This is a genomic window from Gardnerella nova, from assembly GCF_049244055.1.
Taxonomy (GTDB): Bacteria; Actinomycetota; Actinomycetes; order Actinomycetales; family Bifidobacteriaceae; genus Bifidobacterium; species Bifidobacterium vaginale_H.
In genome coordinates this window covers 354,712-378,312 of record NZ_CP058369.1, presented here as the reverse complement: position 1 = coordinate 378,312, position 23,601 = coordinate 354,712, and the positions used below count along the sequence as shown (strand labels likewise).

Genomic DNA, 23,601 nt, shown 5'->3' with positions numbered 1-23,601 from the left:
TATGTAAAGCTAGCTTTCCATTAGAAAGGAGAATGTAATGTGAAAAATAGACTTGAACAAATTAGAAAAGAAAAAGGCATAACCCAGGAAGAACTTGCTGACGCACTCGAAGTATCAAGACAAACAGTCGGTTCTCTGGAAAATGGAAGATACAACCCGTCAATCATATTGGCATACAAAATTGCTAAGTACTTTGATTTAACAATCGAAGAAATATTTATTTACGAGGAGGATAAAAAATGAAAAAACAGAAAACCCAGAATTTTTGGTACATAGGTTATGTAATAGGTATTTGCGGATTAATTCTTGCACTGACTCTTAAACTGAATGAATCCGTCGAAATTGTATTGTCAGTTGTTTTTGTTGCGATTATCTCACTTTCACACGTAAAAATCATGCACTATAAGATGATGAAAAAAGACCACACATACAAAATAAATATGAACGATGAAAGAAACGAGAAAATCAAAGATAAAGTAAATGCAACAATGGCATTCATACTAATGCACCTAATGGGAATAATTGCCATAATTGCATTTATCACAAAAGCATATTTACCAGCTACTCTTTTAGCTATTTCAGTCGCCTTCTCTCCATTAATCATGTTTTTTATCAACAAATATTATGAGAAAAAATATTAAAACCAGACCCACCCTCCCATTTACTACTTATTACGAAGAAAACCAACTTTCATAAATTCTTTATCTCCAATACGGAACTTTTTACTATTAAACGCCACTCCCATAATTCTGCTAATAATATACTCATCAGTTATAAGCACGAAATACTGCTTATCTTTTTTATCCACCAAATAATACTGATCAGCCCCAAGAGTGGAAACAGCTTTACTGAAATCATATATGCCAAACAATGGCAATCCTCCAAGGAGAGTAGAAAACCATCCAACAAAATTATCCACCATTTTCTCAGATGAACTGTTATAAGTCTTAACAACAGTTAGCATATTGATTTCTGAGTCAGTATATTCATCTAATACAATCTGCTCTTTAATTTTCGACTTCTTAAAACCGCTCAACCTACCGTCGAAACCATATTTATTGAGATTAATAGGCTTCTTAGTAATAGAAAAATCAACGCTATTGTTCTCATCCAAAAGATAATCAACACTCACGCTTAGAGCAGATGCAATAAATTTCAGATTCTCTATATCTGGCAAACCCCGATTCGTTTCCCATTTTGCTACAGCAGCACGAGATACCATCAATAATTCCGAAAGCTCCTCCTGCGTCAACCCAGCTTCCAGACGAGCCTTTTTAATTTTTTCTCCCAAAGATATAACACTACTCATAACACAACTCCTTTCAAATCACTTATTACACATCATGAAATTACTTGACGGAAACCAAATTAGTATTGAAACATTTGATTTATATACCGCCTAATTACAAACTAACAAATAATTTACAACGGAAAAAGAAACAAGGTGAAACACTATAGTTACCAACTGTAACAGCATGAGAAATCAAATAATGTAGGGAACTTTTTTACGATTTTTACACTAATTTGTTCCCTAAAACATAAGCAACTAGAGCACACAAACACTCGACAGCAGAATAGCAAAATCACATCTAGAATCTCGAGAAGTAAGCTTAAATCCACCGCACGCTAAACCTTTTAACATTTAGTCCTACAACCACATTTCTAAACAAAGCCAATCGTCGCACTAATATCCCGCCAAACATCGGAACAAAATCCAGACAATCGTCGGAATGAAAACCCGCCAATTCGCAAGGAAAACAATGAAACATCGCACTTACGCTTTCAAATTAAACCTTTTAACGATAACTCTCGCAAACCCCTGCTATACAAAGGCAAATTTGCACCCACCTATTAAGCCCTTGACATCAATACGACAGTCTCGCATGTTTCAAGACTACCCTGATGATAACCCTCCATCACGAAGCTGATCTTAACGCTCGTCGCATGACGGAAGATGGCAATGGGGTTGGAACGTGCATATCTGTGGCAGTGTAAAGGGACTACGGTAATCAATCCAAAAACATAAGTGTTTCAAGTATCAAGGTTTGAGACTCCGCTTTAGCCTTCTGATTTTCTTCTTCCTCTCCACCGAATTCAATGATCATTACTCCGGCATCAACGCGTATTCTGCGCCTTTCGAGACTCAGATAAGCGTAATTGTATCATGATCTATGTTTTCATAATCTATGTAAGAGAGTACATCTTCGAACTGCTCTAATTGTATCCTGGCGAATATTTTCGGCTGATTGTTCTGCCCGAACATAAACAGAAATAATGTTTATGTAACGATCTCTTGCCATAATAGCGGGATTCATTAATATCTTTCATCTGAAATTATATGCTCTATTCCACTATGCTCCGATTTAAGATATTCTTTCATAAATGTCGGGTAAGCCTTAAACTTATCAAGCTCATCTATAGGTAACCAATGCATTGTCTCTTTAGCACCTGACTCTGTAGTGCTTTGGCTCGTAAAATCTCTTTTGCCCATGGGCTTCATCATGTAGTAGAGTGTAAGCTCATGGAAGTCTACTCCATCTAAGCCGGAGCTACCGATGAATAAGTTCTCGTGTATGACGGCAAGGTGATTTACTTCATAATTAAGACCTGTCTCTTCAAACACTTCTCTCTTAACGGCTTCTTCTGATGTCTCGCCCATGTGAACCGCTCCGCCAACTGAGTAGAAATAGTCGTCCTCATCGTTTCTTGCAAATAGCACACAACCTTCTTCGACTATGATGGCTGCTGCTCTATATCTAAATGCTTTTTTATCGTTAATAAATCCGCAATTATATTCCATAGTTTACTCCTTTAGAAAATCTGGTAAATATTTGTGTATAATCCCTTCTTGCGAAAAATTCATTGTGTCCATCGATAAAACATATTTAGGATAATTATCCTTAACCAATCAATAAACGCCAAATTCCCTACTACGAGCATCTTCGCTAGCCATCAAATAAGCAACTTGATAACTTGGAGGAATAAGTCTTATCGAGAACAGAAGTAGGCTGGGTGTGGCTGTCTAAAAAATGTCCGCACCCCGACGGTAAAGCCTATATGCACGACATTTTAATCATACTTTCACTCCTTGGGGGTAATATAAGCGCAAGCATACCATATTTCGTCCGGATAACACCTGTTATTCGCCACAAAATCGACGCTGGAAGTCACTTATTTCTTTCCAAGCCTCCACACTTTGAGCACTACTTCTATTACTCCGTAAGTCAATGCGGCCAACGGCCAACCGTTTTGTTTACGCAGTTCCAATATTTTATCTGCTAAAATCATAAAAACATCTCCATTTCAAACTCGAATTCATCATGATTATGGTGAAATTATAGATGAAACAGCAGTTGCGTAGTAGCAAGTGCGATTGGCAATTTCCGTTGAAAGCGCAATTTCTGCCGACAAATGAGCGCAACCGACCGCCAATTTGTTTTCTCTCATTTTTGCACAGCGCTTTCCAATCATCTTAACGAACGCCGCCAAACATCGGAACTAAAATCCGCCAAGCGTCCTACTAATACACCAGTAAAGCCACACAGCACAGATGACTCAGTTCGTAGAGATTTCAATCCCATAGTAACGACCGTCTGTTTATTTCGCTTGACAATGCATAAGCATTTATACCAGCGTCATCTAGAACATCTGGTAATTTTTCATGTCCTTGAAGTTAACATACTCAACGCCATTAAATTGTGGGTATGACTGTCCTGTATAAATAATTTTAGGATTCTTTGCATTTTCTTCCGCATCTACAAAAGATAGCAAATTCTTAGAAAACGATCTATTAGGTGTCATTGATGTTTTTATTTCGATCGGATATAAAGCATTTTCTTTCTTTATAATCAAATCCACCTCTATACCTTTTTCTGTTCTCATGTAAAACAGCTGAGGAGTTTTATTCTCATTCAATCGAGATTTTAGGACTTCCGAAACGATTAGATTTTCAAAAAGATTTCCACGTAACGGATCTCTATTCGCTTGATTTTCTGTTTCAATTCCCAATAAGTATGAAGCCAATCCAATTTCTGTAAAATAGATTTTTGGCGATTTGGTATGCCGCTTTGAAATGTTAGAAAAATATGGCTGTAACTTATACACTATATAAGATGCCTCAAGTACTGACAGCCATTGCGACAAAGTTGCAGATGAAACGCCAACATCTCCAGACATAGAAGACAAATTTACAACTTGCCCAACTCTGCCTGCAAGCAAGGTTAAGAATCGTAGAAACTTATCCAAATTCTTAACTTCCAACATTTCGCGTAAATCTTTTTCCACATAGGTATTCAAGTAATCGCGATAATACACACTGCTTTCTCTTGAATTTTCCCTATATAATTCAGGCATAAAACCCTGAATTAATAACTTATCGGCAGATAATTTACCTAGACGTCCATCTTCGGCAAGTTCATCCATGCTTAATGGGAGAAGCGTTACTATGCTCGTTCTACCTGCTAAAGATTGAGAAATTTCTTTTTGCAGGGTTGATTGATGACTTCCAGTTAGTATAAATCGTCCATTTCTCTCTCTGTCCTCGTCAACCATAACTTGCACTGCTGAAAGAAGCTCAGGCACTCGCTGAACTTCATCTATAATAAGAGGTTCTTTGTAGCTTGCAAAAAATCCTCGGTAATCTTCTGTAGCTAACGCTCTAGTAAAAGGATCTTCTAAATTGACGTAATTGTATTCTGGAAAACACTCCTTTACTAGGGTAGTTTTACCAGATTGTCTCGGCCCGATTACAGTAACTACAGGCACTTGCTTGGAAACTTGCACCAACTTTTCAGCAACTTTTCTTTTTATCATAAAAGACTCCCTTTTCATAATAGGGTATACATTTTGGGCGTAAATTTCAAGTTCAACTTTAAAATTACGCCCAAAATGGTCAACTTATCTTTTACGAGTAAAAAACACGCAGCAAAAGAATTGCTCCGTACACTAAATATTTTGCCCTTTATGATTTGATGACATGTATTTTACACACCGTGCTTTCCAATCATCCTCACTAACGCAAGCAAACACATCAGTCACAGCCTGCAAATCTTCACCTTCGTAATACCCAACAAGCAACTTCTTAAACTCAGAAACCTTATTTCCTGGAATAACCAGCAAACCGTTACCGTGAGAAATCAAATAATGTAGGGAACTTTTTTACAATTTTTATACCATTTTGTTCCCCAAAACATAAGCAACTAGAGCGCACAACTACTCGACAGCAAAATCGCATTCAAAAATCGCGAAAACCCAGCTTAAAGCCACTTCGCATTAAACCTTTTAACGATAGCCATCGCAAACCCCTGCTATACAAGGACTAAAATGCACCCGGCTAATCAGCCTCCTGCATCTTATAGCACGGTGAAGCGCCGTGACGGTGGGAAGCACCACTTATTTTTCTCGTTTGAGTTTGAACATAAAAATAGCAGATAAAGGGAAGGAAATGAATTTACACCACTTTTAGGACTTGACCTATGAAATAATTAATAGTTCCATTTTCAATCAATATATAGAGACCGAGTCCAATAAACACGACAGGTACAATTACTTTTTCGTACTTTTCCACAGTCTCTCCGATAGCAGAAATTGAGGCGAGATTTTGAGATAATTTGCATAGAATCAAAATCCCTAAGGCAAATATTACTAAACTTATACTAATCTCAATCAAACTCTTTCCTGTAAAATAAGGGATATAAATTCCTAAATTATCTCCACCCATTGCCACTGTTAAACTTGTAAATGCTAAGATTTTTGATCCATTTCCGGTAATTTTCCCCTCGATATCTTCTTCATCAATATCTTCATCCACAAAAATTGCTCTTATACCAAGACCTAGCGGAATTAGACCAAGGAGTCCGATAATCCAATCTTGTGGAATAAAATTTAAAAAGTAAGCGGCAATAAGACTAGCCAGTACAAGCAGTCCTGTACCTAAATACTGCCCTAAATAAATTGATTTCAAACCTTTCTTTCCTTGACTAGCGAATAAAATAGTCAAAACAACTAAGTAGTCAATGGATGTAGAAACAAAAACTAATAAAGCAGATACTATTGTTTCCATTATTTCTCCTTTCAAAATGTTAAATTTTTTAGACAGACGCACCCTCTTCTCTCCATTTATACTCAACCCGTAACTCTTTTAACAGCAAAAAAGCACGTCAGTGACTTGCTGATATACTTTTATTTTACCTTACACTTTTCCTGTAATCTTAACACTTTAGTTCCGTTTTGCTCCCATCAAGGAAAGTAAGATCAACCTTTCCATCGTGATGCACAGTTAGATGGTCAACCATGCTAAGACAGACGTTTTCATCGAACACTGTTAACAAGTCCTGTTTTTTCAAGTCCTCGATAAAATATTCAACTTCATCATGCCTCATTTGCTTGTCAACAATGCGAGCTTTTACTTCCTTAAGCCTTTATTCTACAGTATTAAACCTGTTCACTAGACTCGTATATTTTTTCTCATACTCATCCTGGTTCTGCAATTTCCGTGCATTTTCATTGATACAGTTGTTAATCTTTTAACGATTACCCCTAATCACCGGCTAAACAGGACGGACATTGAGCCTGACTTTAAGATTCATAAAAAGAAGTGACTATTACTGACAGAGATCAGTAATAGTCACCCAACGTGAGATATTCAACTATTGACTTGAACCAAACAAAATTCAATCAGTCTTTCGAAGGACAGTCTTAAGCGAAATCACTGTGACACCAATAACAAAAGAGGTGAAACCAATTCTAATAGCAAGTGTGCCATCCCATATTAAGGCAACCAGCATCGCGATTAAGGCAACCGTCAAGCCGAATGTCGCTACTTCACGGCAAAAACGAACGAGCTTGTCCATTCCTTAAATACCTCCTCGTGCACATACTAATAATCAGGCCTCATTTTACCTTTTGAGCTATATTTTACCACTTCACAGGGTGGGTGCAAAGTGTGTGCACTTTTTAACGTTAACATCCTGTGCACTCAACCCTAGAGCGTCGATATCTTCCCTCATACAGCAAAATCACTCTCAAAGACCGCAAGAACCCAGCTTAAATCCGCCACACGCTAAACCTTTTAACGATAGACCCTGCAAACCCCTGCTACACAAGGGCAAACTTGCACCCACCTATTAAGCCTTTGACATCAACACGACACTCTCCACAATTAAGTGGAAAGATGTCATCCATCTACTGCCCATATTCAATTAAGCGGTATCGTTAGAGATACCTTAAACCCACCGTATTTGCTTCTACTTATATCAACTGTTCCATTATGAGCGCCAATAATCTGCTGAACAATCAGCAAACCCAAACCATGCCGTTGCTCTGCAGTACTTGTATCACAAATCATATAGTGCGGTTCATGATTAAGCTTTTCGATTTTTTCATCTGAAACACCTATACCGTTATCTTCAACACAAATAATACAATTATTATTATTTGCAGCAACGGATACATAAATCGTACACCCATTTTCATTATGAGATATGCTGTTCTGAATAAGATTAGATATTGCTCGTTTTAATAAATCTTTGTCTACATTAATATTGCAAACAGTCAATTCTGCGTCCGTTTCCCATTTAATCGAAAACTCATCTTGCATACCCATATTCATAAAATCCACAACAACTTGCCTAACAACAGCAACAACATTTTCTTCTTTTTTCATAATTGGTTGCATATTGTATTCAAGTTTTGAAGCCAAATTAAGGTCATTAATCAAATTCTTCATTCTTGCACTTTGCTTAATAATCATCGTCGCTTTTTTACAATCTTCTTGCGAAATATGTAGAGAATTTTCTAACTGTCCCGCATATCCCATAACCATAGATAACGGCGTACGAATATCATGCGAAACCCCAGCTATCCAATTTGCTCTTGCAGTCTCCCTTTTTCTCAATTGTTCTTTTTGTATTTGCAAAATATCGGAGGCAGAATTTATGTTAGATGAAATTTCTGAAAGCGCTCCTGTTTCTGGAATATGCACGCTTTCTCCACTAGATAAACGTTGTATCCCTTTTGTAATCGGATTAATTGATTTTAGTAGTTTTATATTAGCTATTAAATAAATTCCAAGAATCAGCAAAATGTTGATAAATAATACGCTTAAAACAATCTGCGGAAAATTTGAGATTAAACTGTAGTTCCAACTTGGTCGCGTATGTTTCCAAAAGCTGTTGTGCGGAAATCCGACTACAACAACTCCATCCTTATTTTTGCCAGTGTAAGTTGGATAACCATCAATGTAACCAACGCTCAAATTAGCTATATCAGACAAAGTATAGTTATTTGGAATACCCGCAGGGACATTTTCTGTTTTCCATACGACTTTCAACGTATTATTATCAATCAGAATTGCCCATGCGCCAGAATTTGTCAATTTGGAAGACATATTTTTGGATAATGCATAATCCCCACTTGCGGATAATTGTAATGCTTCTCCCGTCTCTTTTGCTATGCTATAAGGAGACATCTCTTCATCGGGAGCGTAAGTTCCTATAAGTACAATAAACGCAATAATATTCATTAATACTATAAGCACAGAGCTTAGTAGAAAAATACTTATGAAGCGTCGTATTAGTTTTGGTATGCTTTTCATTCTGCTTTACTCCACAATCAGCTTATATCCTAAGCCTTTAACTGTTATTAAAGAAACAGGCTGCGATGGATTGAGTTCTATTTTTTCTCTGATACGACGTATATGTGCCATTAAAGAATTTTCATATCCAAAAGGATTAGCTCCCCATGTAGCTTCACATAACGCGTCAATTGTTACAATGCATCCAGCATTTCTATAAAGTGCAGAAAGTAAATCATATTCTTTGGCTGTGAGTGGAATATGTTCGTTATTTTTTATTACTTGGGCAGAAGAAAAATCAATCTGACTATTTTTCAGTTTAACAATGGGATTTTCGCTCTTGTAGCTTCGTCTTAAAATTGCCATAATGCGAAACGTTAGCTCTTTTGGAAGAAACGGCTTTACAATATAATCGTCTGCTCCTAAGTCAAATCCCTTAAACTTATCTTCATCTTCACCGCAAGCAGTAAGGAATAAAATAGGACAATCACTATATTGTTTTATCTGCTTCATTAGCTCAAACCCATTACCGTCGGGGAGCATAACATCAAGGATTGCTAATTCTGGACGCAATTTTTGTGTTGCCTCTACTGCATCTTTTATACTTTTTGCAGTCGTTATATTATAAAAACCGTATTCGTTTAATATGGATACAACCATATCTAGAAGTTCCTGCTCATCATCAACAAGTAGCAGATGCTTGTTCAATAAATAATCATTCCGATTCATGGAGAACCCCCTAACATATATTATGCCATGTGAATGTTCATTTTTTGACCTCGCATAAAAATGTAAGGTAGATGTAAGGTGAAGAGAATGTTGTAGAAAGGTTGACGCAATATCGTAAATCCTGAAAGGAGATATTGCCATGAACAATATTGTTACAACAGAACATTTAACAAAAAAATATAAGTCATTTATTGCTGTTAATGATGTTTCACTTCATATTCGCAAAGGTAGCATTTACGGCTTTCTTGGGCCAAATGGAGCTGGAAAATCTACAACAATGAAAATGCTCCTAGGGCTTACGGCTCCAACAAAAGGTGTATTTACAATAGACGGAAAGCAGTTTCCTGCCGATCGCATACCTATTTTGAAAGAAATAGGCTCATTTATTGAATCACCATCTTTCTATGCAAATCTAACAGGTAGAGAAAATCTTGACATTATACGTCGCATTTTAGAACTACCTAAGAGTGCAGTTGATGACGCATTAGAATTAGTGGGTCTTTCTGAGTTTGCAGACCGTCTTGCAAAAAAATATTCGCTTGGCATGAAGCAAAGGCTTGGTCTTGCTGGAGCATTGCTTGGTAGACCACCTATTTTGATTTTAGATGAGCCAACAAATGGACTCGATCCATCTGGCATACACGAAATCCGAAATCTGATTAAGTCACTGCCAGATCTTTACGATTGCACGATTCTTATTTCTTCTCATATGCTATCCGAAATTGAGCTTATTGCAGATGATATTGGAATACTTAATCACGGACACTTGTTATTTGAAGGTAGTTTAGATGAACTACGACAGCATGCATTACGATCTGGTTTTGCTTCCGACAATTTGGAAGATATGTTCCTATCCATGATTGATGAAGACAATAAGATCAGGAAGCAGAGTGCACGACTATGAAAACGCTTGTAATCGAACTAAAAAAATGCAAGAGAACTGGCTTTATAGCTCTTATGATTGCTATTGGAGTTATGGGAGCAGCGTACGCTTTTGTGAATTTTATTGTACGAAAAAATACATTATTAAACCTGCCTTTAGCTCCTATGGATATTCTTCTCACACAGCTTTACGGCATGATTATGGTGTTAAACATGTTCGGCATAATAGTCGCAGCATGCATTATCTACAACATGGAATTTAAGGGAAATGCAGTAAAAAGGATGCATATGCTGCCTATGAGCGTTCCTGCTATGTACCTATGCAAATTTATGCTGCTGACTGTTCTATTACTAATCGTTATTTGCATACAAAATTTAGCACTTGCAAAAATCGGTGTAACAGATTTGCCACAAGGCACGTTTAATGTAAGTACTCTTATATCTTTTGCTGCATATTCATTTATTACGTCAATGCCTGTATTGTCCTTTATGATTTTTGTATCATCACGATTTGAAAACATGTGGGTAACGCTTGGAATTGGTGTAGCAGGATTTTTAAGCGGCATGGCATTGGCTTCTTCAGACATTGTGCTTTTTATGGCATCACCTTTTATAGTTATGCTAAAACCAGCAGTTGCCATGAGCGCGCAACCTAATACTACGGTCGTAATCGTATCCATAGTTGAAACACTTCTGTTTTTATGTTCTGGATTGTGGGCAGCTAAGAACCTGCACTATGAATAAAAACACGCACTATAAGTAAAAACTTGCACTATATAACTATGAATAAGGAGACTATGAAAATGAGATTTTTTGAACTTCTTAGAATCGAATTTAAGAAAGTAAAGCGTAGTAAAATTATTCCTTTGATTTTTATTGCGCCATTACTTGTGGTTGGATCTGGTGTAGCAAGCCTTCATAGCTACTTCACTCCAGAATATACACACGCATGGGCTGCTATGTTTATTCAAAGCGCATTAGTCTATTCATACTATTTGCTTCCGCTTAGTATGATTGTTGTTTGCGTGATGATTGCAGGACGAGAAACAAGCAATAACGGAATACTAAAAATGCTGGCACTGCCTGTTAGCAGATACGCGATTTCTGCTGCAAAATTTTGCGTACTGCTATTTTATTTGCTTATGGAAATGGTCGTATTTTTTGCTGTATTCGTTATAGCAGGATTGTTTGCAACCAGTAGCACAGGAGTTACAGAAACGCTCCCAATTATGTATCTGCTAAAATGGTGTTTAGATCTGTTTTTGACTATGATTCCAAGCGTAATAGTCATGTGGGCGATTACTGTGCTTTTTGAAAAGTCAATGTTATCCATTGGATTAAATATACTTCTTGTAATTCCTGGCGTATTAATAGCAAATACTCCACTTTGGATAGTTTATCCTTATTGTTACAGCGGATATATGGTTTCCCGCTCTCTACATGCAGTTACATCAACAGGATTAGGAAACGGCTTTAATCTTATACCATTTTTGCCATGTGCAATTGCAATATCTGTGTTTGTATTTTTGATTGCAATAACACAATTTGGTAAAAAAGAAATGAGATAACAAAAGATACTAAATAACAATGCAGAGAAATAACAAATGCAGACGTGAACCTAAAAACCCGTCTAACACAACACTGTTTGTTTGCGTGCTTTGTTTAATAAGATAAGCAATCAGTAAAACAAACACACACCCTTGTCTAAATTGATATGCACCCTCTTTACTGGACAAAACCAGTAAGGAGGGTATTTTTATGCGCTATAGTTTTAAATTCAAATTGGAAAGTGAATATATAGATTACTACAACAATTGCAGGATCCAGAAGAAAACAAAATGGATGCATCCCGTAAGGTACAGGATGGCATCCATTTGTTAACCCCGTGTCAAAACATGTGTCCAGTTTTCTGGGTACATATCAACCCAAGCAACTAGAGCACGCAAATATGGATTCTACTATCTGGCAATCACTATCTGGCAATCTTCAGATACTCTTCGATTTTGGCATCCAACGATTCTGACATACAACCAATCTGCCCTACTACCAATCAACCCTACTACCAATATGCCATACTGCTCTTTGCAATTAGTCCAGTGCTATATTCATAAGTATAAGTGTTCTGCATATGAGCATCACTCGGCGACCAGCTTCCATTTGAAGATTTTGAAGCCTTAAACAGAATATAAAGACCACATTTTCCATCCTGAGAGTCCCTGTTATACTGCAGATAAGTAATGTCCGAACGGCTTTCACTCAGAACAAAATACATATCCCCCTTCGCAGTATAACTCTCCTTAAACGTAAAGCCTTTCGCCGCAAAATACTTATCAAATATCTTAAGCGCTGCATTTCTTTCCCTCTTTGATTCTAAATCACGCTCAGCGGCATCATGCAAATCGTAATTTTTATCTGGCTCTTCAGCCTTTAATCTTGTATCTTTTAATCTTGTATCTTTCCTGTTATTGCAATCTATTCTGCTATACCACTCAGATTCACTTATTTTTGGATCAGTATCACTTGAATCTTTCATTGGCCGAAGATACTTAAGGAAAAATGGGCCTTCAGACTTATAAAGATAATACTCAAAAGGAGCATACATATCATCCACGTGCTCTGTGTATGTACCATTATCATTTTGTTTCACAGAATATCTGCCAACAATAAACAAAACGTCAAAAAATCCAAGACCTAAGATAATCAGCACACAAAGCAGAACATGTAGACAACGAAGTACAATTCTTATACCTATCTTCCGTACGAGTGAGATAAGATAGAGATTATAGAAGACACATACAAGAGCAATCGTAATCATCCAAACAACTGGCATTGCCGCGCATATAACATACGCCCAAGTCTGCAAAAGCCACTGATTTGGAAGACGTACCGCAGTTATTCCAAAGAATGCAGTTAGAATACCACTTAACACAAAAAAGCAACAAAGAATCAGCGAGATTCTACCCTTCCACCGTTGCTTGCCATAGCTAAGAAAAGATTTATTACGCTCTACATTTGCACTCCTAAAACGACTATGTATATTGCGCTGCCAAATAACACAAATAACCCAAATAAGAGAAACTCCAACAAGAAACAGAATTGCAAAACAATAGGTGATCCATCCAAAAAGCTGTAGCTTATTGGACGCCATAAAAGCAGTTCCAACAATAATTAAGATGGAAAAGATTTCCGCGCTCAGCCGCAAAACCTTATACTTTGGCAATTCCTTATTTGCACTGTTAAGGTTCTCACATATTTGCTCATGTGATTCACAATATAGTGGATTTTTCTCCTCTCTGGGAGTATGTTCCTGCTTTTCCTTCTCTTTAATCGATGAATCTGACATTTTTCTGTTCCTATCATCGTTCAAGCTCTTCAAAAACATCATCTATCGGATAACTATCACCTTGAACCGCCTGATCATAGCCTTTATCCATCAACGCGTTAAACGTTTTCTCATCCATATCATCTTGTGCTGGAAGCGACTTTGGAATAGTAAGCGAAAACGGAATACCGTTATTAAGAATGATTTGACGATAAAACATGTCAATAGCAGTAGCCCTAGTAATTCCAATAGTTTCCAGAATCTGCTCCGCCTGCTGCTTAATATTTTCTTGTATTCTCACATTAACATTCGCTGTTTTAGTAACTGCCATATCAACCAATCTCCATGCACACATCGTAAAATACTGTATCGCATATTGCAATACAATTTACATGAATAGGATGTCTCGACTGATATATACGCTTTCAACATTCTCACTAATAATTTAGTGCAAAATACCACTATTTCTTCTTATACCCTACAGCAACATTACCTGTTTTATTAAGTCCTGGTACTTTAAGAACATTAGAGCTTGGCTTGTCTTTTAAATCAAATTTACCAACTAAAAATAAAGCTTTAAGCCCTGAACTAGGCAAATTAAACTGTGAGTCAACTAATTTGATGGGCTTATCTCCAAGAGTGACTTTAGACAAATCATAATGAGAATCAAGAATATCTCGTGACACAAAGAGATACAATTCACCTTTATTCATGTAATCGTCTGGTAGGCGATATTCTTTCTGAGATACCTCTACCGTTTCCCAATGATACGACGCAAGCTCCGCCTTCTCCTCATCATCAGCACATGCAGAAAGAGAAAAGAGAGAACCTAGCAGCAGAAGCATAACAAGACAACTTTGAAAAATGTTTTTACAAAAAATAGTTTTACTCCTCATAACACCACTAGCCTCCTTTTCGTTAACACGACTCTGTATCAAATGATTATAAAACAGACTATTAAGTAAACAAAATCTACCATTCGCTCTGATTACTTTAATAATCTTAATAAATATCCTATTTTTTTATTAATTTGTCTAGACTATCGACACTAATTTCTTCATTTACTAGCAAACTATACTCTTTCATAAACAGCAAAATTCGAAGAAACAGAAGAACCAACATAATCACGCGCGTTTAACGCCTCCAACAATATTCCCTCATAAACGAAGCAATCACCTGCAAATCTTCACCCTCATAATACTCAACAAGCAACTTCTTAAACTCAGGAACCTTATTTTCTGGAATAACCAACAAGCCTTTACAGTGAGAAATCAAATAATGTAGGGAACTTTTTTACGATTATTCCACCGATTTGTTCCCCAAAACATAAGCAACTAAATCGCACAACTACTCGACAGCAAGATCACGCTCAAAAACCACAAGAACCCAGCTTAAAGCCGCTTCGCATTAAACCTTTTAACGATAGCCCTCGCTAAGCTTTGCTACACAAAGCCTAAAACGCAGCAACTAGACTGTACGCAAATAGGTATCATCAAAACGATATCTTGATTCAGTGCGATTTGTAAAGGAGCGCCACTGATTCTGTATGGATTGAGTGAACGGGTAGTATATTTACACTTTTTTGAGTGCCAAGCCACTGATATAATTGTAATCTTGATAAGATTATGATACTTTTTTGATAAAAGGAGGTTAATAAAATGATTAATATTCGCCCAGTTTCCGATTTAAGAAATAAATTCCCAGAAGTAGAAGAAACAGTTATAAATTCAAATACACCAGTATTCCTTACAAAAAATGGTTATGGGACTATGGTTCTCATGAGCATCAAACAATACTCCACTCTCACTGACGACACCGAAAGAAAACTCGACGAAGCAGATACTTTTGCCGCAAACACTTCTACGCGTCTTTCTAAAGCTGACGTCTTTGATAGCGTAAGGAGAAGGATTAATGAGCAAGAACACGTATAAATTAACCTTTCTCCCACTATTCAAAGAAGATTTATTAGAAACAGTTGACTATATAACCAATACACTGCAAAATCCAAAAGCTGCTCACAGACTTGTTGACGATATAGAATCAGCAATCGATAAACGACTTGAATCGCCCCTCTTATTTGCTCCTTACCAATCATCAACAACACGAGAACACCCCTACTACAGGATTAGCGTACGCAACTTTTCTGTTTTTTACGTTGTCTTGGGCGACACTATGGAAGTGCGCAGACTTCTATATTCAAAACGAAATATTGACGCACTACTGGAATAACTATTCCTAATAACTATCATTATTTTATGTTAACGATTATTAAAAAAGCTATCGTTAAAAGGTTTAAGATTGGCTTAATAGCTTGATTCTTGAGTGCAAAATACTACTATTTCTTCTTATAACCTACAGCAACATTACCTGTTTTATTAATCCCTGGTACTTTAAGAACATCAGAACTTGACTTATCTTTTAAATCAAATTTTCCAACTAAAAATAAAGCTTTAAGTCCTGGACCAGGTAAATTGAACGATGAGTCAACTAATTTGATTGGCTTATCTCCGAGAGTGACTTTAGACAAATCATAATGAGAATCAAGAATATCTCGTGACACAAATAGATACAACTCATCCTTATTCATATAGTTTTCTGGCATATGAAACTCTTCTTGAGACACCGCTACCGTTTCCCAATGATACGACGCAGCTTATTGCAATTTTTTAATTGATTCACTTTCAGATAGTATCCTCATTTGTTCAATAGCTATTGCATTTAATTTCTCCAATCTTTCAGATTGACTCATACCTTCATTTATAAATACAGCATTAAGATTCTCAAGATTAGAAAGGCAAACAAGCTGAGATATATCTGCATAATCTCTAATATTGCCTTTTAAATCCGGATTTTCATCACGCCACTCTTTAGCTGTTATTCCAAATAAAGAAACGTTAAGAATATCCGCTTCATTTGCATAAATAAAATTGATTTTTTCTTTTGAAAGTTTATCTGGTACAAGTTTGTTCTTAATGGCATTTGTGTGAATTCTATAATTTATTTTTGCCAAATTTCTTTTAATATCCCATCCTAACTTCTTCTGTTCTTCTTCCTTTAGACGTTCAAATTCTTTGATTAAATATAATTTAAAGTATGGCGATACCCAAGAAGCAAACTCAAACGCTATATCTTTATGAGCATAAGTTCCACCATATCTTCCCGCTCTAGCAACGATACCGATAGAATTGGTTTTCTCCACCCATTGCTTAACAGATAATATAAAACGGTTAAGTCCTGCTTCATTTTTAATTCCCTCGAATTCGGTGGAATTAAAATTCGTGTTATACATTTCTTCCCAAATACCTAAAAACTCTATCGTATTCTTATTCCTAAGCCACTTTTCAATCAAAGCAGAACCGTTATCAATATTTCTAACCATATCCGTTAAAGAAATATAATCTCTATTGTCAATGGCAATAATGCTAATTTCTGAACCTTCAACATTTATTTTAGACACGTAATCACCTCTCAATCATCCAATTTCACACATTTAGCAAATCATAGAAAGTACGCTCATCAATAATTTCTATATCTTGCCCCTCAAGCTTGAGCTTTTCTGCTTTCTTATGCTTTGATGACTTATCACCTTTAAGAATTGCATTGTAATCATTGTCACCAAGTATCAGATAGTTCGTCTGCTTAGTCACACTATTATCTAAAACACCGCCGAGATTCACTACAATCTGCTGAGCATCTTTGCGAAGCATTTTCTCAAGCTTACCGGTGAAAACCACGTGCCGATTATAGAAAAACCCATCTTTATCAACAACCACTTCATCAGGCTTAATTGCTTTGATATCTATCCCTTTACCACTGTGACTTCCACTGGCAGGCCATAAGTCTTCAATGACTAGATTCTTCTCCACCATGCGTGATTTAACAGCATCATATAATTCTTTCGTTGATGTGCAGTCTGATAAAGCACGGTGTTCATTATTGTGTAATCCTAAGTAGTCAGTTAAATCGGAGAGTCTGTGATGTTTCAGCTCAGGATACAGTTTTCTTGCAAATTGCATCGTATCCATATACCGGTTAGTCAGTTGTTCCTTAAAGCCTTCATTCAAAAAGCGCATATCAAAAGAAGTATTATGCCCAAGAATAATATCCTCACCAATAAATGAAAGCACAGACGTTTTCACATCAGCAATAGATGGCATGCCTTCCAGCATTTCATTAGTTATTCCTGTTAATGCTGTAATAAAACCATCTACTTCTACACTCGGTTTAATCAGCTGATCATAACGGTCTACTATCTCATTATTTCTAACTTTTAAGATACCAATCTCAATAATCTCATCATAATAAGCAGATAAGCCTGTCGTCTCAGTATCTAACACACAATAATCATCAATAATCTGCCTAGTATAGTTAGTATTCACGCTATACATAAAATACCCCCAACCCCCAAAAACGATTATTATAATCCAATTATAAAGAAGAACTTTACACTAGCAACTCATATAACAATTTTTCTTAAAACAATATTATCGATATTCCCAAATCACTTAAAACTACAATTTTTCAAAAAATATTCAAACAACCATATACCAATAAATCGCTAACACACTACAAGCAAACACGACACAAACATCTGGGTGCAAAGTGGCGAATCGACTTGCATGGGCGCTTTGACAGAGCTTGAAATTGCATAGCGCATTTCAAGCTCCTTCAAAGCGTGATTTGGCTCAAATGTAAAGTCCAGTGGACTTTACATGCCAAATCAGCCGAACGGCTACTAATAGCCGTGCATGACGACCTGCCTTTTCGCTTAAAGCGTAGCACGAAAATGCACTTCGATTCGCTGAGCTTGCTCAAAGTTGAAAGCACAGTGTGCTTTCAACGCAAGCGAAGTACGTTAACATCCTGTGCACTCAACCCCAGAGCGTTGATATCTTCCCTCATACAGAAAAATCGCACTCAAAAATCACGAGAACACAGCTTAAAGCCACTTCGCATTAAACCTTTTAACGATAGCCCTCGCTAAACCCTGCTACACAAAGGCAAAAATGCACCCACCTAATCAGCCTCCTGCATCAGATAGCACAATCAAGCGCCGTGACAGTGGGAAGCACCACTTATTTTTCTCGTTTGAGTTTGAACATAAAAATAGCAGATAAAGGGAAGGAAATGAATTTACACCAAAGTGAGGACTTAATCGCTAACAGCATGCTCGCAATATAAAAATTGCAAATAACGTTCTCAATGCATAACTTTTTCGCAATTTGTTATCTAAGTCGCAGTAGCTGGGATAGCACAGAAGAATTACGTCAAGCTATTCATACTTATATTGATTTTTACAACAATCACAGAATTAAAATGGGGCTTAAAAGACAATTATGGAACATCGTGCTATGGTTGCACAAAATGTCTAAAAATTGTCCTAAGCCCCTTTTGTTTTCAATGTCAAGTAATACTAAATGTTAAGCTTTTCAGCTTAATAACAGCGAGTTTTCCTTGGTATTTCAACGAAAACTCGGTTTTTTAGCACACTTTTTGCCGCTTACCCTAATTTAGACGATATACGCCAATACGAGTACCACTACGAGTATAACTGCCACGGCAGCAGCAAACACCACGTAATCCATAGGCTTCACATGGTGATGCTGCAACAATGCATGGCATACAAACGCTGCGATCAGCAAGATTACCCCTGAAATAGCATTGGCATACCAAGGTAAATGATTGATGCACGAGAAAACAACACTCGTCAGCCAAATGGTAGCAAACGAAGCAAGCCATGACCGATGCCCTGTTGTGGCATGCTTCTTCGAAATAGTTGCATCATCCATATTAACACCCCAATGCTGCTGTCAAAGTGCCACCTGCAGCGCTACAAGCTATATCAGCCGAAACACCAGCAATTGGTGACGCCAATCCAGAAATACCAAGTGATAATGGAGTACAAACTGTTGCATCCCATAAAACATTCCATCCCACACCAATCCATTTAGGAATACAATGATGTTTCTTTCCACCACGTTCTAAAGCTGTCTCTAAGGAAACAGTAGGAGCAATCCTATGAAGAACTTTGCTATAACCAAAATCAACATGCTGCCCGTCATGAACTGTTAAATTGATAGTTGCTATAGTATGATTTGTTGCATCTCTCCAAGTAGCTATATTATTCTTTACTACGATAGTATCACCAGCTAGCGTATGCACATTCAATCCTTGTCCAGATACTGGAACAATTGAACGTCGACCATCTGGAGAACGCAATCCTCTCATTTCAGACTTAAAATTCCCATATCGTGGTGTTGATTGAACTGCAAAAGATGGAGTTGCAAACACCATACTTCCAAGTAATAATGCTGCAGCTATTAACAATGAACTAACTTTCTTTATCACAAGATGATCTCTCTAATATTGGCCTTATCAATTAGTGAGTAAGCGTATTCCAGTAAACAGCATGTTGGCCAAACATGTGGTGAGTGACTCACGTTGTTATGCTCACAAGTCAATAGTATAAATACTTGATTGATAGAAACGCCGTAATAATCAGGTAAGCGGCAAAAGTGTGTCTGTAAACGTGTTTATTCAGGTGCGTCGTTAGTGTAGTGTTCCTTTTCTAATTGATATATCTGAGTAGTAATCTGCCCTACATAATAAGTCAAAGCTTGTATCGAAACCCGAAGACCCAATTGATTGCTGGTCATCAATAATTTTCTTTGTTACTGATTTGAAGTATTCAGGAGTTATGAATTGTTGAAAATCCTTCAGATCCTAAACAATTTATAACTGCTGAATGTTTTAAACCAAAAAATAAAAAAATTATTATTGATGATAATCCAATCGGACCAGCTCATTTAGACACTGGGTTTAACTTATGTAAAGCTGACTATCATCCAGATATTTCAATCAGAAAAGGGACAATGTGTTAAAGACACGCCGACCAATAGACACACTTTTTGCCGCTTACCCTTAGTTTCCCCCTACACGCACGACAGAATAAATCGGGCTTGACACTGCAAAATCATTCACAAGCATCAAGCCCAATACGTCAATTGCCGATCATTGCAACCATTTTGGATTCACAGCTGGAATTCCCGGATATAAATTCGTATTTTTCTGAGCTGTCAAATAGAGAAAATCTTTATTAACTTTTATTTTTTTCAATAATTTTCCAGTCTTCCTATCAAATCGTTCGATAACAAAATCTTTCAAATCAGAGGTATCGATAATCGATGGCATACGAACTATTTCATGGTTTCCTACCAGCAAACGATAGTTGACGCCCGCTGACGACTCTTGACGCGTAGTTTTATCTAACAATCGGCGAAGAACACCTGTTTGCGTATCAAGAGTAAACACTCGTCCATTCTCGGTATCAACAATATGAAGAAGCTTTTCATCGTATGCCTGTGCGTTTATGTAGCCAGCAATCTCATAAGAGACTGTGGTCGGACCATACAACACTTGACCTTTGCTGTTCTTCAATGGAATTGTTGTTATTTTACCAGTTTTCACATCCCATCGCACAAGAAAATGTTCCTGAATAGCTTTAACATCATCAGCAGAATCGCTGTGTTCTACTGCCATATCCTTTGTGCGAGCAGACGATGGACCATACGAATATAAGAAAGTAATCACACCATTGTTGCATCGTGGGCTATAAGCAGCATCAATTACTCCTGTAGATTCATTTTCTCCTTGATATAATTGCTCACCCACCATGTCTTTTTCATGGTGCCGCGATACCTCATTTAGGCCAACATTTGCTTCATTGACCATGCGATACAATACAACTTCATGCTTGTCTGTTTGAGCAATTGCATACGCTTGATTGCCACAGGTAGAACAAGTTTTAATAAATAGACTCTCTGAAAATTGTATTGTTTGCTGCTTACTCTCACCTTTAGAAGTCGTAGAAAGAATCTTATATGTTGTTTTACCTCTATGCTTCATCATGCTTTCGTCATACAGATCAACAAAACCGCCATTAGCAAGAGAAAATGCAAAATTCTGACGTTGCACCTTTTCTATAGAGTTTACCGTAGGTTTTCCAGCGTTCACTGGTATGAAATAACTATCACGGGAATCTGTATAGTGAAGCGCCTCAGTATTCCAAATTGGCGTTTGGCCTTCTATATTGCTCACCTTATGCAGCTTAAAACTGCCATCTTCATAAACAATTGACATAAATGCGTTGCCATTGGGAATAAGAGATGTCTGAGGGTTATGCAGCGGGATTGCAACAACCGCATGCTGCAACCGAAGATTTTCAAATTTCTCCGAATGAGCAGATACTGTATATTCTGTCGATAAAACCCAATGAAAGACACCTATAGTAACGGCTGCAATTACAGCAATTATACCTATAACCCCGAAAATCCAGACTACTACTCTATGAGTTTTATTCCCAGTTGTGCTTATTATATTTTTCAAAATATCTCTTTCTTCATAGGAAGGCATACTATGCATCTTTACAATAGTAAAACACCTTTCCCTTATGGTACGCTTCTATGAAAAAATATGCAATACTCTTTCCCTCATAAACGTAAAACATTCAATACAAATAGTAAATTATTCTAACATAAACGATAGGAAATCCGAAATGAAAGTTAATAACACTGACAAAATATTGCATACAGGAAATACAAAATAAATCGTTGATCACGACTTATTTATCAACAAACGAAACGCCAATAATTTACCTAAACACCGTTCTATCAGCAACGATATTTGCATAAAATCGGCGATATCTCTAAACAATAAATAATATCGCCGATTCTACGTTTTAACTACCCTTAAAATACTGTTTTATTTATGCACGGCGCGGATGGCGTCGATGAGCGCGGATCAAATATTCCTGACTGTCGACCAGCGGACGACCTTCCTCATCGCGCGAATGGAGCGTATACGTGCCATCGCCATCCATGTGCCAGGAGATCATCGAATCTGCCATCTGCAAGTCAATGTATTGAATCAACGCTTCGATCTGGGTGAATGTTTTCTTTATCGTATAAGTCTTCTATTTCTTCGCCTAACGATTCTTCAACAAAATCTTTTCGTGGCAAATATCCACCATAAGGTTGTTTAATGCTTTTAATGCGTTGTGTAACTGAATATCCCATAACTAAACACTCCCCTCATTAAAAGTGCGTACAAATTATGAAGCTATTTTAATAGAATCAGAGTACGTATTTAATAGAATCAGAGTACGTACGAATTTGTTGAGACAGAAAAACTGATATGCAATCCTTTTTATACTAACATCGCATTCAATAAGTAAGAAGTTAGATTGTTAAACCCACGGATATACAATATATAAAGGCAAGTCAATATAGATTTTTTCTTGTATAATTAACTCAAGAAAAGTTAGCATAAAAGGTTGGCAAGCCATGAAAAAACTGACAAAATCCTTGACAGACAGTGTAGTTCTGTCTCTTTTCACGTAGAATTTTTTAATTGGTAGAAATATATACCTGATGGATAGGTATGTGTTCCTTCCTATTTTTATGCAATTTTTCAAAACAATAAAAAGAACATTACTAGATTGATAAGGAGGATTTATGAAAAATACGAAAAAATGCCCAAAGTGTGGGGGAAGTGAAATTATATCTGTGCCTGGATCTGCTGGGGCTTATGGGACTGGAAATAATATTATGACTGGCCATACAATTATGTCGGCAGTACCTGTTGATAGGTATATTTGCACTGCCTGTGGTTTTAGCGAGGAGTGGATTGACCTTGATAATATGGATAAATTAAAAAAGAAATATGATGAGATTTAAATGAGAGTTACTTTTATATGGGGCTGGGATAGATGATTAATAAACCAAATGCGCCAATTTGCTTTGTAAATCTTTATTTCAGCTGCCTTTCTCACAATTTTCGTGTCTGTGGCATCCCAATAATAAATTTTAGTATGCGTTTCATCTTGATATTCTTTTAGAACTTTATTGAATTCCTGACATGCTCCACAGCCTGAACTACCAAAATAGAGCACTTCTCCAGTTTTAAGATTTGAGATATTATTCTCCTGTAATACTGAAAATGAGGGTCTTAAGCCACTCAAATGAATATATGCAATAAAACCAACGAATAACATTATGACAATAGCTGGAAGTATACGAGATACTACACTTTTCATAAC

30 protein-coding genes and 3 pseudogenes are annotated in these 23,601 nt (G+C 36.8%); 12 read left to right on the top strand and 21 right to left on the bottom strand.

What is annotated here, in order from left to right; all coding sequences use genetic code 11:
- Positions 1 to 39: 39 nt before the first annotated feature.
- A complete protein-coding gene (locus tag HXT56_RS01720) occupies positions 40 to 243 on the top strand; it encodes a helix-turn-helix transcriptional regulator (RefSeq protein ID WP_004134772.1) in 204 nt (67 codons plus the stop codon).
- Complete coding sequence (locus HXT56_RS01715) at positions 240 to 641, top strand: hypothetical protein (protein ID WP_004574613.1); 402 nt, start codon at positions 240 to 242, stop codon at positions 639 to 641. The genes HXT56_RS01720 and HXT56_RS01715 overlap by 4 nt, the downstream gene beginning before the upstream one ends.
- Before the next feature lie 23 nt (positions 642 to 664).
- Here HXT56_RS01715 and HXT56_RS01710 read toward each other — a convergent pair whose 3' ends face one another.
- The 9 genes and pseudogenes from HXT56_RS01710 to HXT56_RS01670 form a co-directional block, all read right to left on the bottom strand.
- Complete coding sequence (locus HXT56_RS01710; RefSeq protein WP_004574614.1) at positions 665 to 1,309, bottom strand: helix-turn-helix domain-containing protein; 645 nt, start codon at positions 1,307 to 1,309, stop codon at positions 665 to 667.
- A 1,005-nt stretch (positions 1,310 to 2,314) separates the two neighbouring features.
- Positions 2,315 to 2,800: an NUDIX hydrolase gene (locus HXT56_RS01705; RefSeq protein ID WP_421778269.1), complete on the bottom strand. Its 486-nt coding sequence runs from the start codon at positions 2,798 to 2,800 to the stop codon at positions 2,315 to 2,317.
- Between the two features lie 839 nt (positions 2,801 to 3,639).
- Positions 3,640 to 4,812 carry an ATP-binding protein gene (locus HXT56_RS01700; RefSeq protein ID WP_004136335.1) on the bottom strand — a complete coding sequence of 391 codons (1,173 nt, stop codon included), beginning with the start codon at positions 4,810 to 4,812 and terminating at the stop codon, positions 3,640 to 3,642.
- A gap of 132 nt (positions 4,813 to 4,944) precedes the next feature.
- Entirely contained in the window at positions 4,945 to 5,139 is a 195-nt protein-coding gene (locus tag HXT56_RS01695) for a hypothetical protein (protein ID WP_004136333.1), read from the bottom strand.
- Positions 5,140 to 5,449: 310 nt separating this feature from the next.
- A complete protein-coding gene (locus HXT56_RS01690; RefSeq protein ID WP_004136331.1) occupies positions 5,450 to 6,061 on the bottom strand; it encodes a CadD family cadmium resistance transporter in 612 nt (203 codons plus the stop codon).
- Positions 6,062 to 6,209: 148 nt separating this feature from the next.
- Positions 6,210 to 6,488: pseudogene (locus tag HXT56_RS01685) on the bottom strand (hypothetical protein).
- Between the two features lie 183 nt (positions 6,489 to 6,671).
- A complete protein-coding gene (locus tag HXT56_RS01680; protein WP_009994761.1) occupies positions 6,672 to 6,851 on the bottom strand; it encodes a hypothetical protein in 180 nt (59 codons plus the stop codon).
- 344 nt (positions 6,852 to 7,195) lie between these two features.
- Positions 7,196 to 8,593: a sensor histidine kinase gene (locus tag HXT56_RS01675; protein WP_421778268.1), complete on the bottom strand. Its 1,398-nt coding sequence runs from the start codon at positions 8,591 to 8,593 to the stop codon at positions 7,196 to 7,198.
- 6 nt (positions 8,594 to 8,599) lie between these two features.
- A complete protein-coding gene (locus HXT56_RS01670; RefSeq protein ID WP_250310173.1) occupies positions 8,600 to 9,301 on the bottom strand; it encodes a response regulator transcription factor in 702 nt (233 codons plus the stop codon).
- Between the two features lie 139 nt (positions 9,302 to 9,440).
- On the opposite strand from HXT56_RS01670, the gene HXT56_RS01665 reads away from it, so the two are divergent.
- The 4 genes from HXT56_RS01665 to HXT56_RS01650 all read left to right on the top strand — a co-directional run bounded on the left by HXT56_RS01665 (position 9,441) and on the right by HXT56_RS01650 (position 12,064).
- Positions 9,441 to 10,205: an ABC transporter ATP-binding protein gene (locus HXT56_RS01665; protein ID WP_116712553.1), complete on the top strand. Its 765-nt coding sequence runs from the start codon at positions 9,441 to 9,443 to the stop codon at positions 10,203 to 10,205.
- A complete protein-coding gene (locus tag HXT56_RS01660; protein ID WP_116712554.1) occupies positions 10,202 to 10,927 on the top strand; it encodes an ABC transporter permease in 726 nt (241 codons plus the stop codon). The genes HXT56_RS01665 and HXT56_RS01660 overlap by 4 nt, the downstream gene beginning before the upstream one ends.
- A gap of 59 nt (positions 10,928 to 10,986) precedes the next feature.
- Positions 10,987 to 11,751 (top strand): ABC transporter permease, encoded by a 765-nt coding sequence (locus HXT56_RS01655; protein WP_250310175.1) that lies wholly within the window; start codon positions 10,987 to 10,989, stop codon positions 11,749 to 11,751.
- Positions 11,752 to 11,941: 190 nt separating this feature from the next.
- Entirely contained in the window at positions 11,942 to 12,064 is a 123-nt protein-coding gene (locus HXT56_RS01650; RefSeq protein WP_349815773.1) for an IS3 family transposase, read from the top strand.
- Between the two features lie 178 nt (positions 12,065 to 12,242).
- Here HXT56_RS01650 and HXT56_RS01645 read toward each other — a convergent pair whose 3' ends face one another.
- The 4 genes from HXT56_RS01645 to HXT56_RS01630 all read right to left on the bottom strand — a co-directional run bounded on the left by HXT56_RS01645 (position 12,243) and on the right by HXT56_RS01630 (position 14,780).
- The gene (locus HXT56_RS01645) at positions 12,243 to 13,526 is read right to left on the bottom strand and encodes a YcxB family protein (RefSeq protein ID WP_421778267.1); all 1,284 of its coding nucleotides are present in this window, start codon (positions 13,524 to 13,526) and stop codon (positions 12,243 to 12,245) included.
- A gap of 13 nt (positions 13,527 to 13,539) precedes the next feature.
- On the bottom strand, positions 13,540 to 13,836 hold the full coding sequence (locus tag HXT56_RS01640) for a type II toxin-antitoxin system RelB/DinJ family antitoxin (RefSeq protein WP_116712556.1): 297 nt from the start codon (positions 13,834 to 13,836) through the stop codon (positions 13,540 to 13,542).
- A gap of 130 nt (positions 13,837 to 13,966) precedes the next feature.
- A complete protein-coding gene (locus tag HXT56_RS01635) occupies positions 13,967 to 14,401 on the bottom strand; it encodes a hypothetical protein (protein ID WP_116712557.1) in 435 nt (144 codons plus the stop codon).
- Positions 14,402 to 14,639: 238 nt separating this feature from the next.
- Positions 14,640 to 14,780 (bottom strand): hypothetical protein, encoded by a 141-nt coding sequence (locus HXT56_RS01630; RefSeq protein WP_165846098.1) that lies wholly within the window; start codon positions 14,778 to 14,780, stop codon positions 14,640 to 14,642.
- Between the two features lie 383 nt (positions 14,781 to 15,163).
- Between HXT56_RS01630 and HXT56_RS01625 the strand changes: the two genes are divergently transcribed.
- On the top strand, positions 15,164 to 15,436 hold the full coding sequence (locus HXT56_RS01625; protein WP_250310181.1) for a type II toxin-antitoxin system Phd/YefM family antitoxin: 273 nt from the start codon (positions 15,164 to 15,166) through the stop codon (positions 15,434 to 15,436).
- Positions 15,417 to 15,734 (top strand): type II toxin-antitoxin system RelE/ParE family toxin, encoded by a 318-nt coding sequence (locus tag HXT56_RS01620; RefSeq protein ID WP_250310182.1) that lies wholly within the window; start codon positions 15,417 to 15,419, stop codon positions 15,732 to 15,734. The genes HXT56_RS01625 and HXT56_RS01620 overlap by 20 nt, the downstream gene beginning before the upstream one ends.
- A 106-nt stretch (positions 15,735 to 15,840) precedes the next feature.
- Here the strand turns inward: HXT56_RS01620 and HXT56_RS01615 are convergent.
- The 3 genes and pseudogenes from HXT56_RS01615 to HXT56_RS01605 all read right to left on the bottom strand — a co-directional run.
- Positions 15,841 to 16,155, bottom strand: a pseudogene (locus tag HXT56_RS01615) (hypothetical protein); the annotation flags it as partial.
- Positions 16,156 to 16,158: 3 nt separating this feature from the next.
- Positions 16,159 to 16,962 carry a KilA-N domain-containing protein gene (locus HXT56_RS01610; RefSeq protein WP_004128523.1) on the bottom strand — a complete coding sequence of 268 codons (804 nt, stop codon included), beginning with the start codon at positions 16,960 to 16,962 and terminating at the stop codon, positions 16,159 to 16,161.
- Positions 16,963 to 16,987: 25 nt separating this feature from the next.
- Positions 16,988 to 17,893, bottom strand: a complete 906-nt coding sequence (locus tag HXT56_RS01605) for an exonuclease domain-containing protein (RefSeq protein WP_421778266.1) — start codon at positions 17,891 to 17,893, stop codon at positions 16,988 to 16,990.
- A 368-nt stretch (positions 17,894 to 18,261) separates the two neighbouring features.
- Between HXT56_RS01605 and HXT56_RS01600 the strand changes: the two genes are divergently transcribed.
- Entirely contained in the window at positions 18,262 to 18,489 is a 228-nt protein-coding gene (locus HXT56_RS01600; protein WP_421778521.1) for a hypothetical protein, read from the top strand.
- Positions 18,490 to 18,707: 218 nt separating this feature from the next.
- A complete protein-coding gene (locus HXT56_RS01595; RefSeq protein ID WP_419471009.1) occupies positions 18,708 to 18,929 on the top strand; it encodes an IS3 family transposase in 222 nt (73 codons plus the stop codon).
- A gap of 86 nt (positions 18,930 to 19,015) precedes the next feature.
- On the opposite strand, the gene HXT56_RS01590 is transcribed toward HXT56_RS01595, so the two are convergent.
- Entirely contained in the window at positions 19,016 to 19,294 is a 279-nt protein-coding gene (locus HXT56_RS01590) for a hypothetical protein (RefSeq protein WP_033888441.1), read from the bottom strand.
- Between the two features lies 1 nt (position 19,295).
- Positions 19,296 to 19,853 (bottom strand): hypothetical protein, encoded by a 558-nt coding sequence (locus HXT56_RS01585; protein ID WP_421778265.1) that lies wholly within the window; start codon positions 19,851 to 19,853, stop codon positions 19,296 to 19,298.
- Between the two features lie 359 nt (positions 19,854 to 20,212).
- On the opposite strand from HXT56_RS01585, the pseudogene HXT56_RS01580 reads away from it, so the two are divergent.
- Positions 20,213 to 20,386 (top strand): annotated as a pseudogene (locus HXT56_RS01580) (IS256 family transposase); the annotation flags it as partial.
- Positions 20,387 to 20,516: 130 nt separating this feature from the next.
- On the opposite strand, the gene HXT56_RS01575 reads toward HXT56_RS01580, so the two are convergent.
- A complete protein-coding gene (locus tag HXT56_RS01575; RefSeq protein ID WP_421778264.1) occupies positions 20,517 to 21,917 on the bottom strand; it encodes a hypothetical protein in 1,401 nt (466 codons plus the stop codon).
- A 500-nt stretch (positions 21,918 to 22,417) separates the two neighbouring features.
- Positions 22,418 to 22,579 (bottom strand): hypothetical protein, encoded by a 162-nt coding sequence (locus tag HXT56_RS01570; RefSeq protein WP_421778263.1) that lies wholly within the window; start codon positions 22,577 to 22,579, stop codon positions 22,418 to 22,420.
- A gap of 438 nt (positions 22,580 to 23,017) precedes the next feature.
- Between HXT56_RS01570 and HXT56_RS01565 the strand changes: the two genes are divergently transcribed.
- Complete coding sequence (locus HXT56_RS01565; protein WP_421778262.1) at positions 23,018 to 23,239, top strand: hypothetical protein; 222 nt, start codon at positions 23,018 to 23,020, stop codon at positions 23,237 to 23,239.
- Here the strand turns inward: HXT56_RS01565 and HXT56_RS01560 are convergent.
- Positions 23,236 to 23,598 (bottom strand): thioredoxin, encoded by a 363-nt coding sequence (locus HXT56_RS01560; RefSeq protein ID WP_248901207.1) that lies wholly within the window; start codon positions 23,596 to 23,598, stop codon positions 23,236 to 23,238. The two genes, HXT56_RS01565 and HXT56_RS01560, sit on opposite strands and share 4 nt — an antisense overlap.
- Positions 23,599 to 23,601 lie beyond the last annotated feature (3 nt).

What these genes read in the sequence shown, in the direction of transcription:
- HXT56_RS01715 (WP_004574613.1), top strand. Translation starts at nt 240, where the DNA reads ATGAAAAAACAGAAAACCCAGAATTTTTGGTACATAGGTTATGTAATA.
- HXT56_RS01710 (WP_004574614.1), bottom strand. Translation starts at nt 1,309, where the DNA reads ATGAGTAGTGTTATATCTTTGGGAGAAAAAATTAAAAAGGCTCGTCTG.
- HXT56_RS01705 (WP_421778269.1), bottom strand. Translation starts at nt 2,800, where the DNA reads ATGGAATATAATTGCGGATTTATTAACGATAAAAAAGCATTTAGATAT.
- HXT56_RS01700 (WP_004136335.1), bottom strand. Translation starts at nt 4,812, where the DNA reads ATGATAAAAAGAAAAGTTGCTGAAAAGTTGGTGCAAGTTTCCAAGCAA.
- HXT56_RS01690 (WP_004136331.1), bottom strand. Translation starts at nt 6,061, where the DNA reads ATGGAAACAATAGTATCTGCTTTATTAGTTTTTGTTTCTACATCCATT.
- HXT56_RS01680 (WP_009994761.1), bottom strand. Translation starts at nt 6,851, where the DNA reads ATGGACAAGCTCGTTCGTTTTTGCCGTGAAGTAGCGACATTCGGCTTG.
- HXT56_RS01675 (WP_421778268.1), bottom strand. Translation starts at nt 8,593, where the DNA reads ATGAAAAGCATACCAAAACTAATACGACGCTTCATAAGTATTTTTCTA.
- HXT56_RS01670 (WP_250310173.1), bottom strand. Translation starts at nt 9,301, where the DNA reads ATGAATCGGAATGATTATTTATTGAACAAGCATCTGCTACTTGTTGAT.
- HXT56_RS01665 (WP_116712553.1), top strand. Translation starts at nt 9,441, where the DNA reads ATGAACAATATTGTTACAACAGAACATTTAACAAAAAAATATAAGTCA.
- HXT56_RS01660 (WP_116712554.1), top strand. Translation starts at nt 10,202, where the DNA reads ATGAAAACGCTTGTAATCGAACTAAAAAAATGCAAGAGAACTGGCTTT.
- HXT56_RS01655 (WP_250310175.1), top strand. Translation starts at nt 10,987, where the DNA reads ATGAGATTTTTTGAACTTCTTAGAATCGAATTTAAGAAAGTAAAGCGT.
- HXT56_RS01650 (WP_349815773.1), top strand. Translation starts at nt 11,942, where the DNA reads ATGCGCTATAGTTTTAAATTCAAATTGGAAAGTGAATATATAGATTAC.
- HXT56_RS01645 (WP_421778267.1), bottom strand. Translation starts at nt 13,526, where the DNA reads ATGTCAGATTCATCGATTAAAGAGAAGGAAAAGCAGGAACATACTCCC.
- HXT56_RS01640 (WP_116712556.1), bottom strand. Translation starts at nt 13,836, where the DNA reads ATGGCAGTTACTAAAACAGCGAATGTTAATGTGAGAATACAAGAAAAT.
- HXT56_RS01635 (WP_116712557.1), bottom strand. Translation starts at nt 14,401, where the DNA reads ATGAGGAGTAAAACTATTTTTTGTAAAAACATTTTTCAAAGTTGTCTT.
- HXT56_RS01625 (WP_250310181.1), top strand. Translation starts at nt 15,164, where the DNA reads ATGATTAATATTCGCCCAGTTTCCGATTTAAGAAATAAATTCCCAGAA.
- HXT56_RS01620 (WP_250310182.1), top strand. Translation starts at nt 15,417, where the DNA reads ATGAGCAAGAACACGTATAAATTAACCTTTCTCCCACTATTCAAAGAA.
- HXT56_RS01605 (WP_421778266.1), bottom strand. Translation starts at nt 17,893, where the DNA reads ATGTATAGCGTGAATACTAACTATACTAGGCAGATTATTGATGATTAT.
- HXT56_RS01595 (WP_419471009.1), top strand. Translation starts at nt 18,708, where the DNA reads ATGCATAACTTTTTCGCAATTTGTTATCTAAGTCGCAGTAGCTGGGAT.
- HXT56_RS01590 (WP_033888441.1), bottom strand. Translation starts at nt 19,294, where the DNA reads ATGGATGATGCAACTATTTCGAAGAAGCATGCCACAACAGGGCATCGG.
- HXT56_RS01575 (WP_421778264.1), bottom strand. Translation starts at nt 21,917, where the DNA reads ATGCCTTCCTATGAAGAAAGAGATATTTTGAAAAATATAATAAGCACA.
- HXT56_RS01570 (WP_421778263.1), bottom strand. Translation starts at nt 22,579, where the DNA reads ATGGGATATTCAGTTACACAACGCATTAAAAGCATTAAACAACCTTAT.
- HXT56_RS01565 (WP_421778262.1), top strand. Translation starts at nt 23,018, where the DNA reads ATGAAAAATACGAAAAAATGCCCAAAGTGTGGGGGAAGTGAAATTATA.
- HXT56_RS01560 (WP_248901207.1), bottom strand. Translation starts at nt 23,598, where the DNA reads ATGAAAAGTGTAGTATCTCGTATACTTCCAGCTATTGTCATAATGTTA.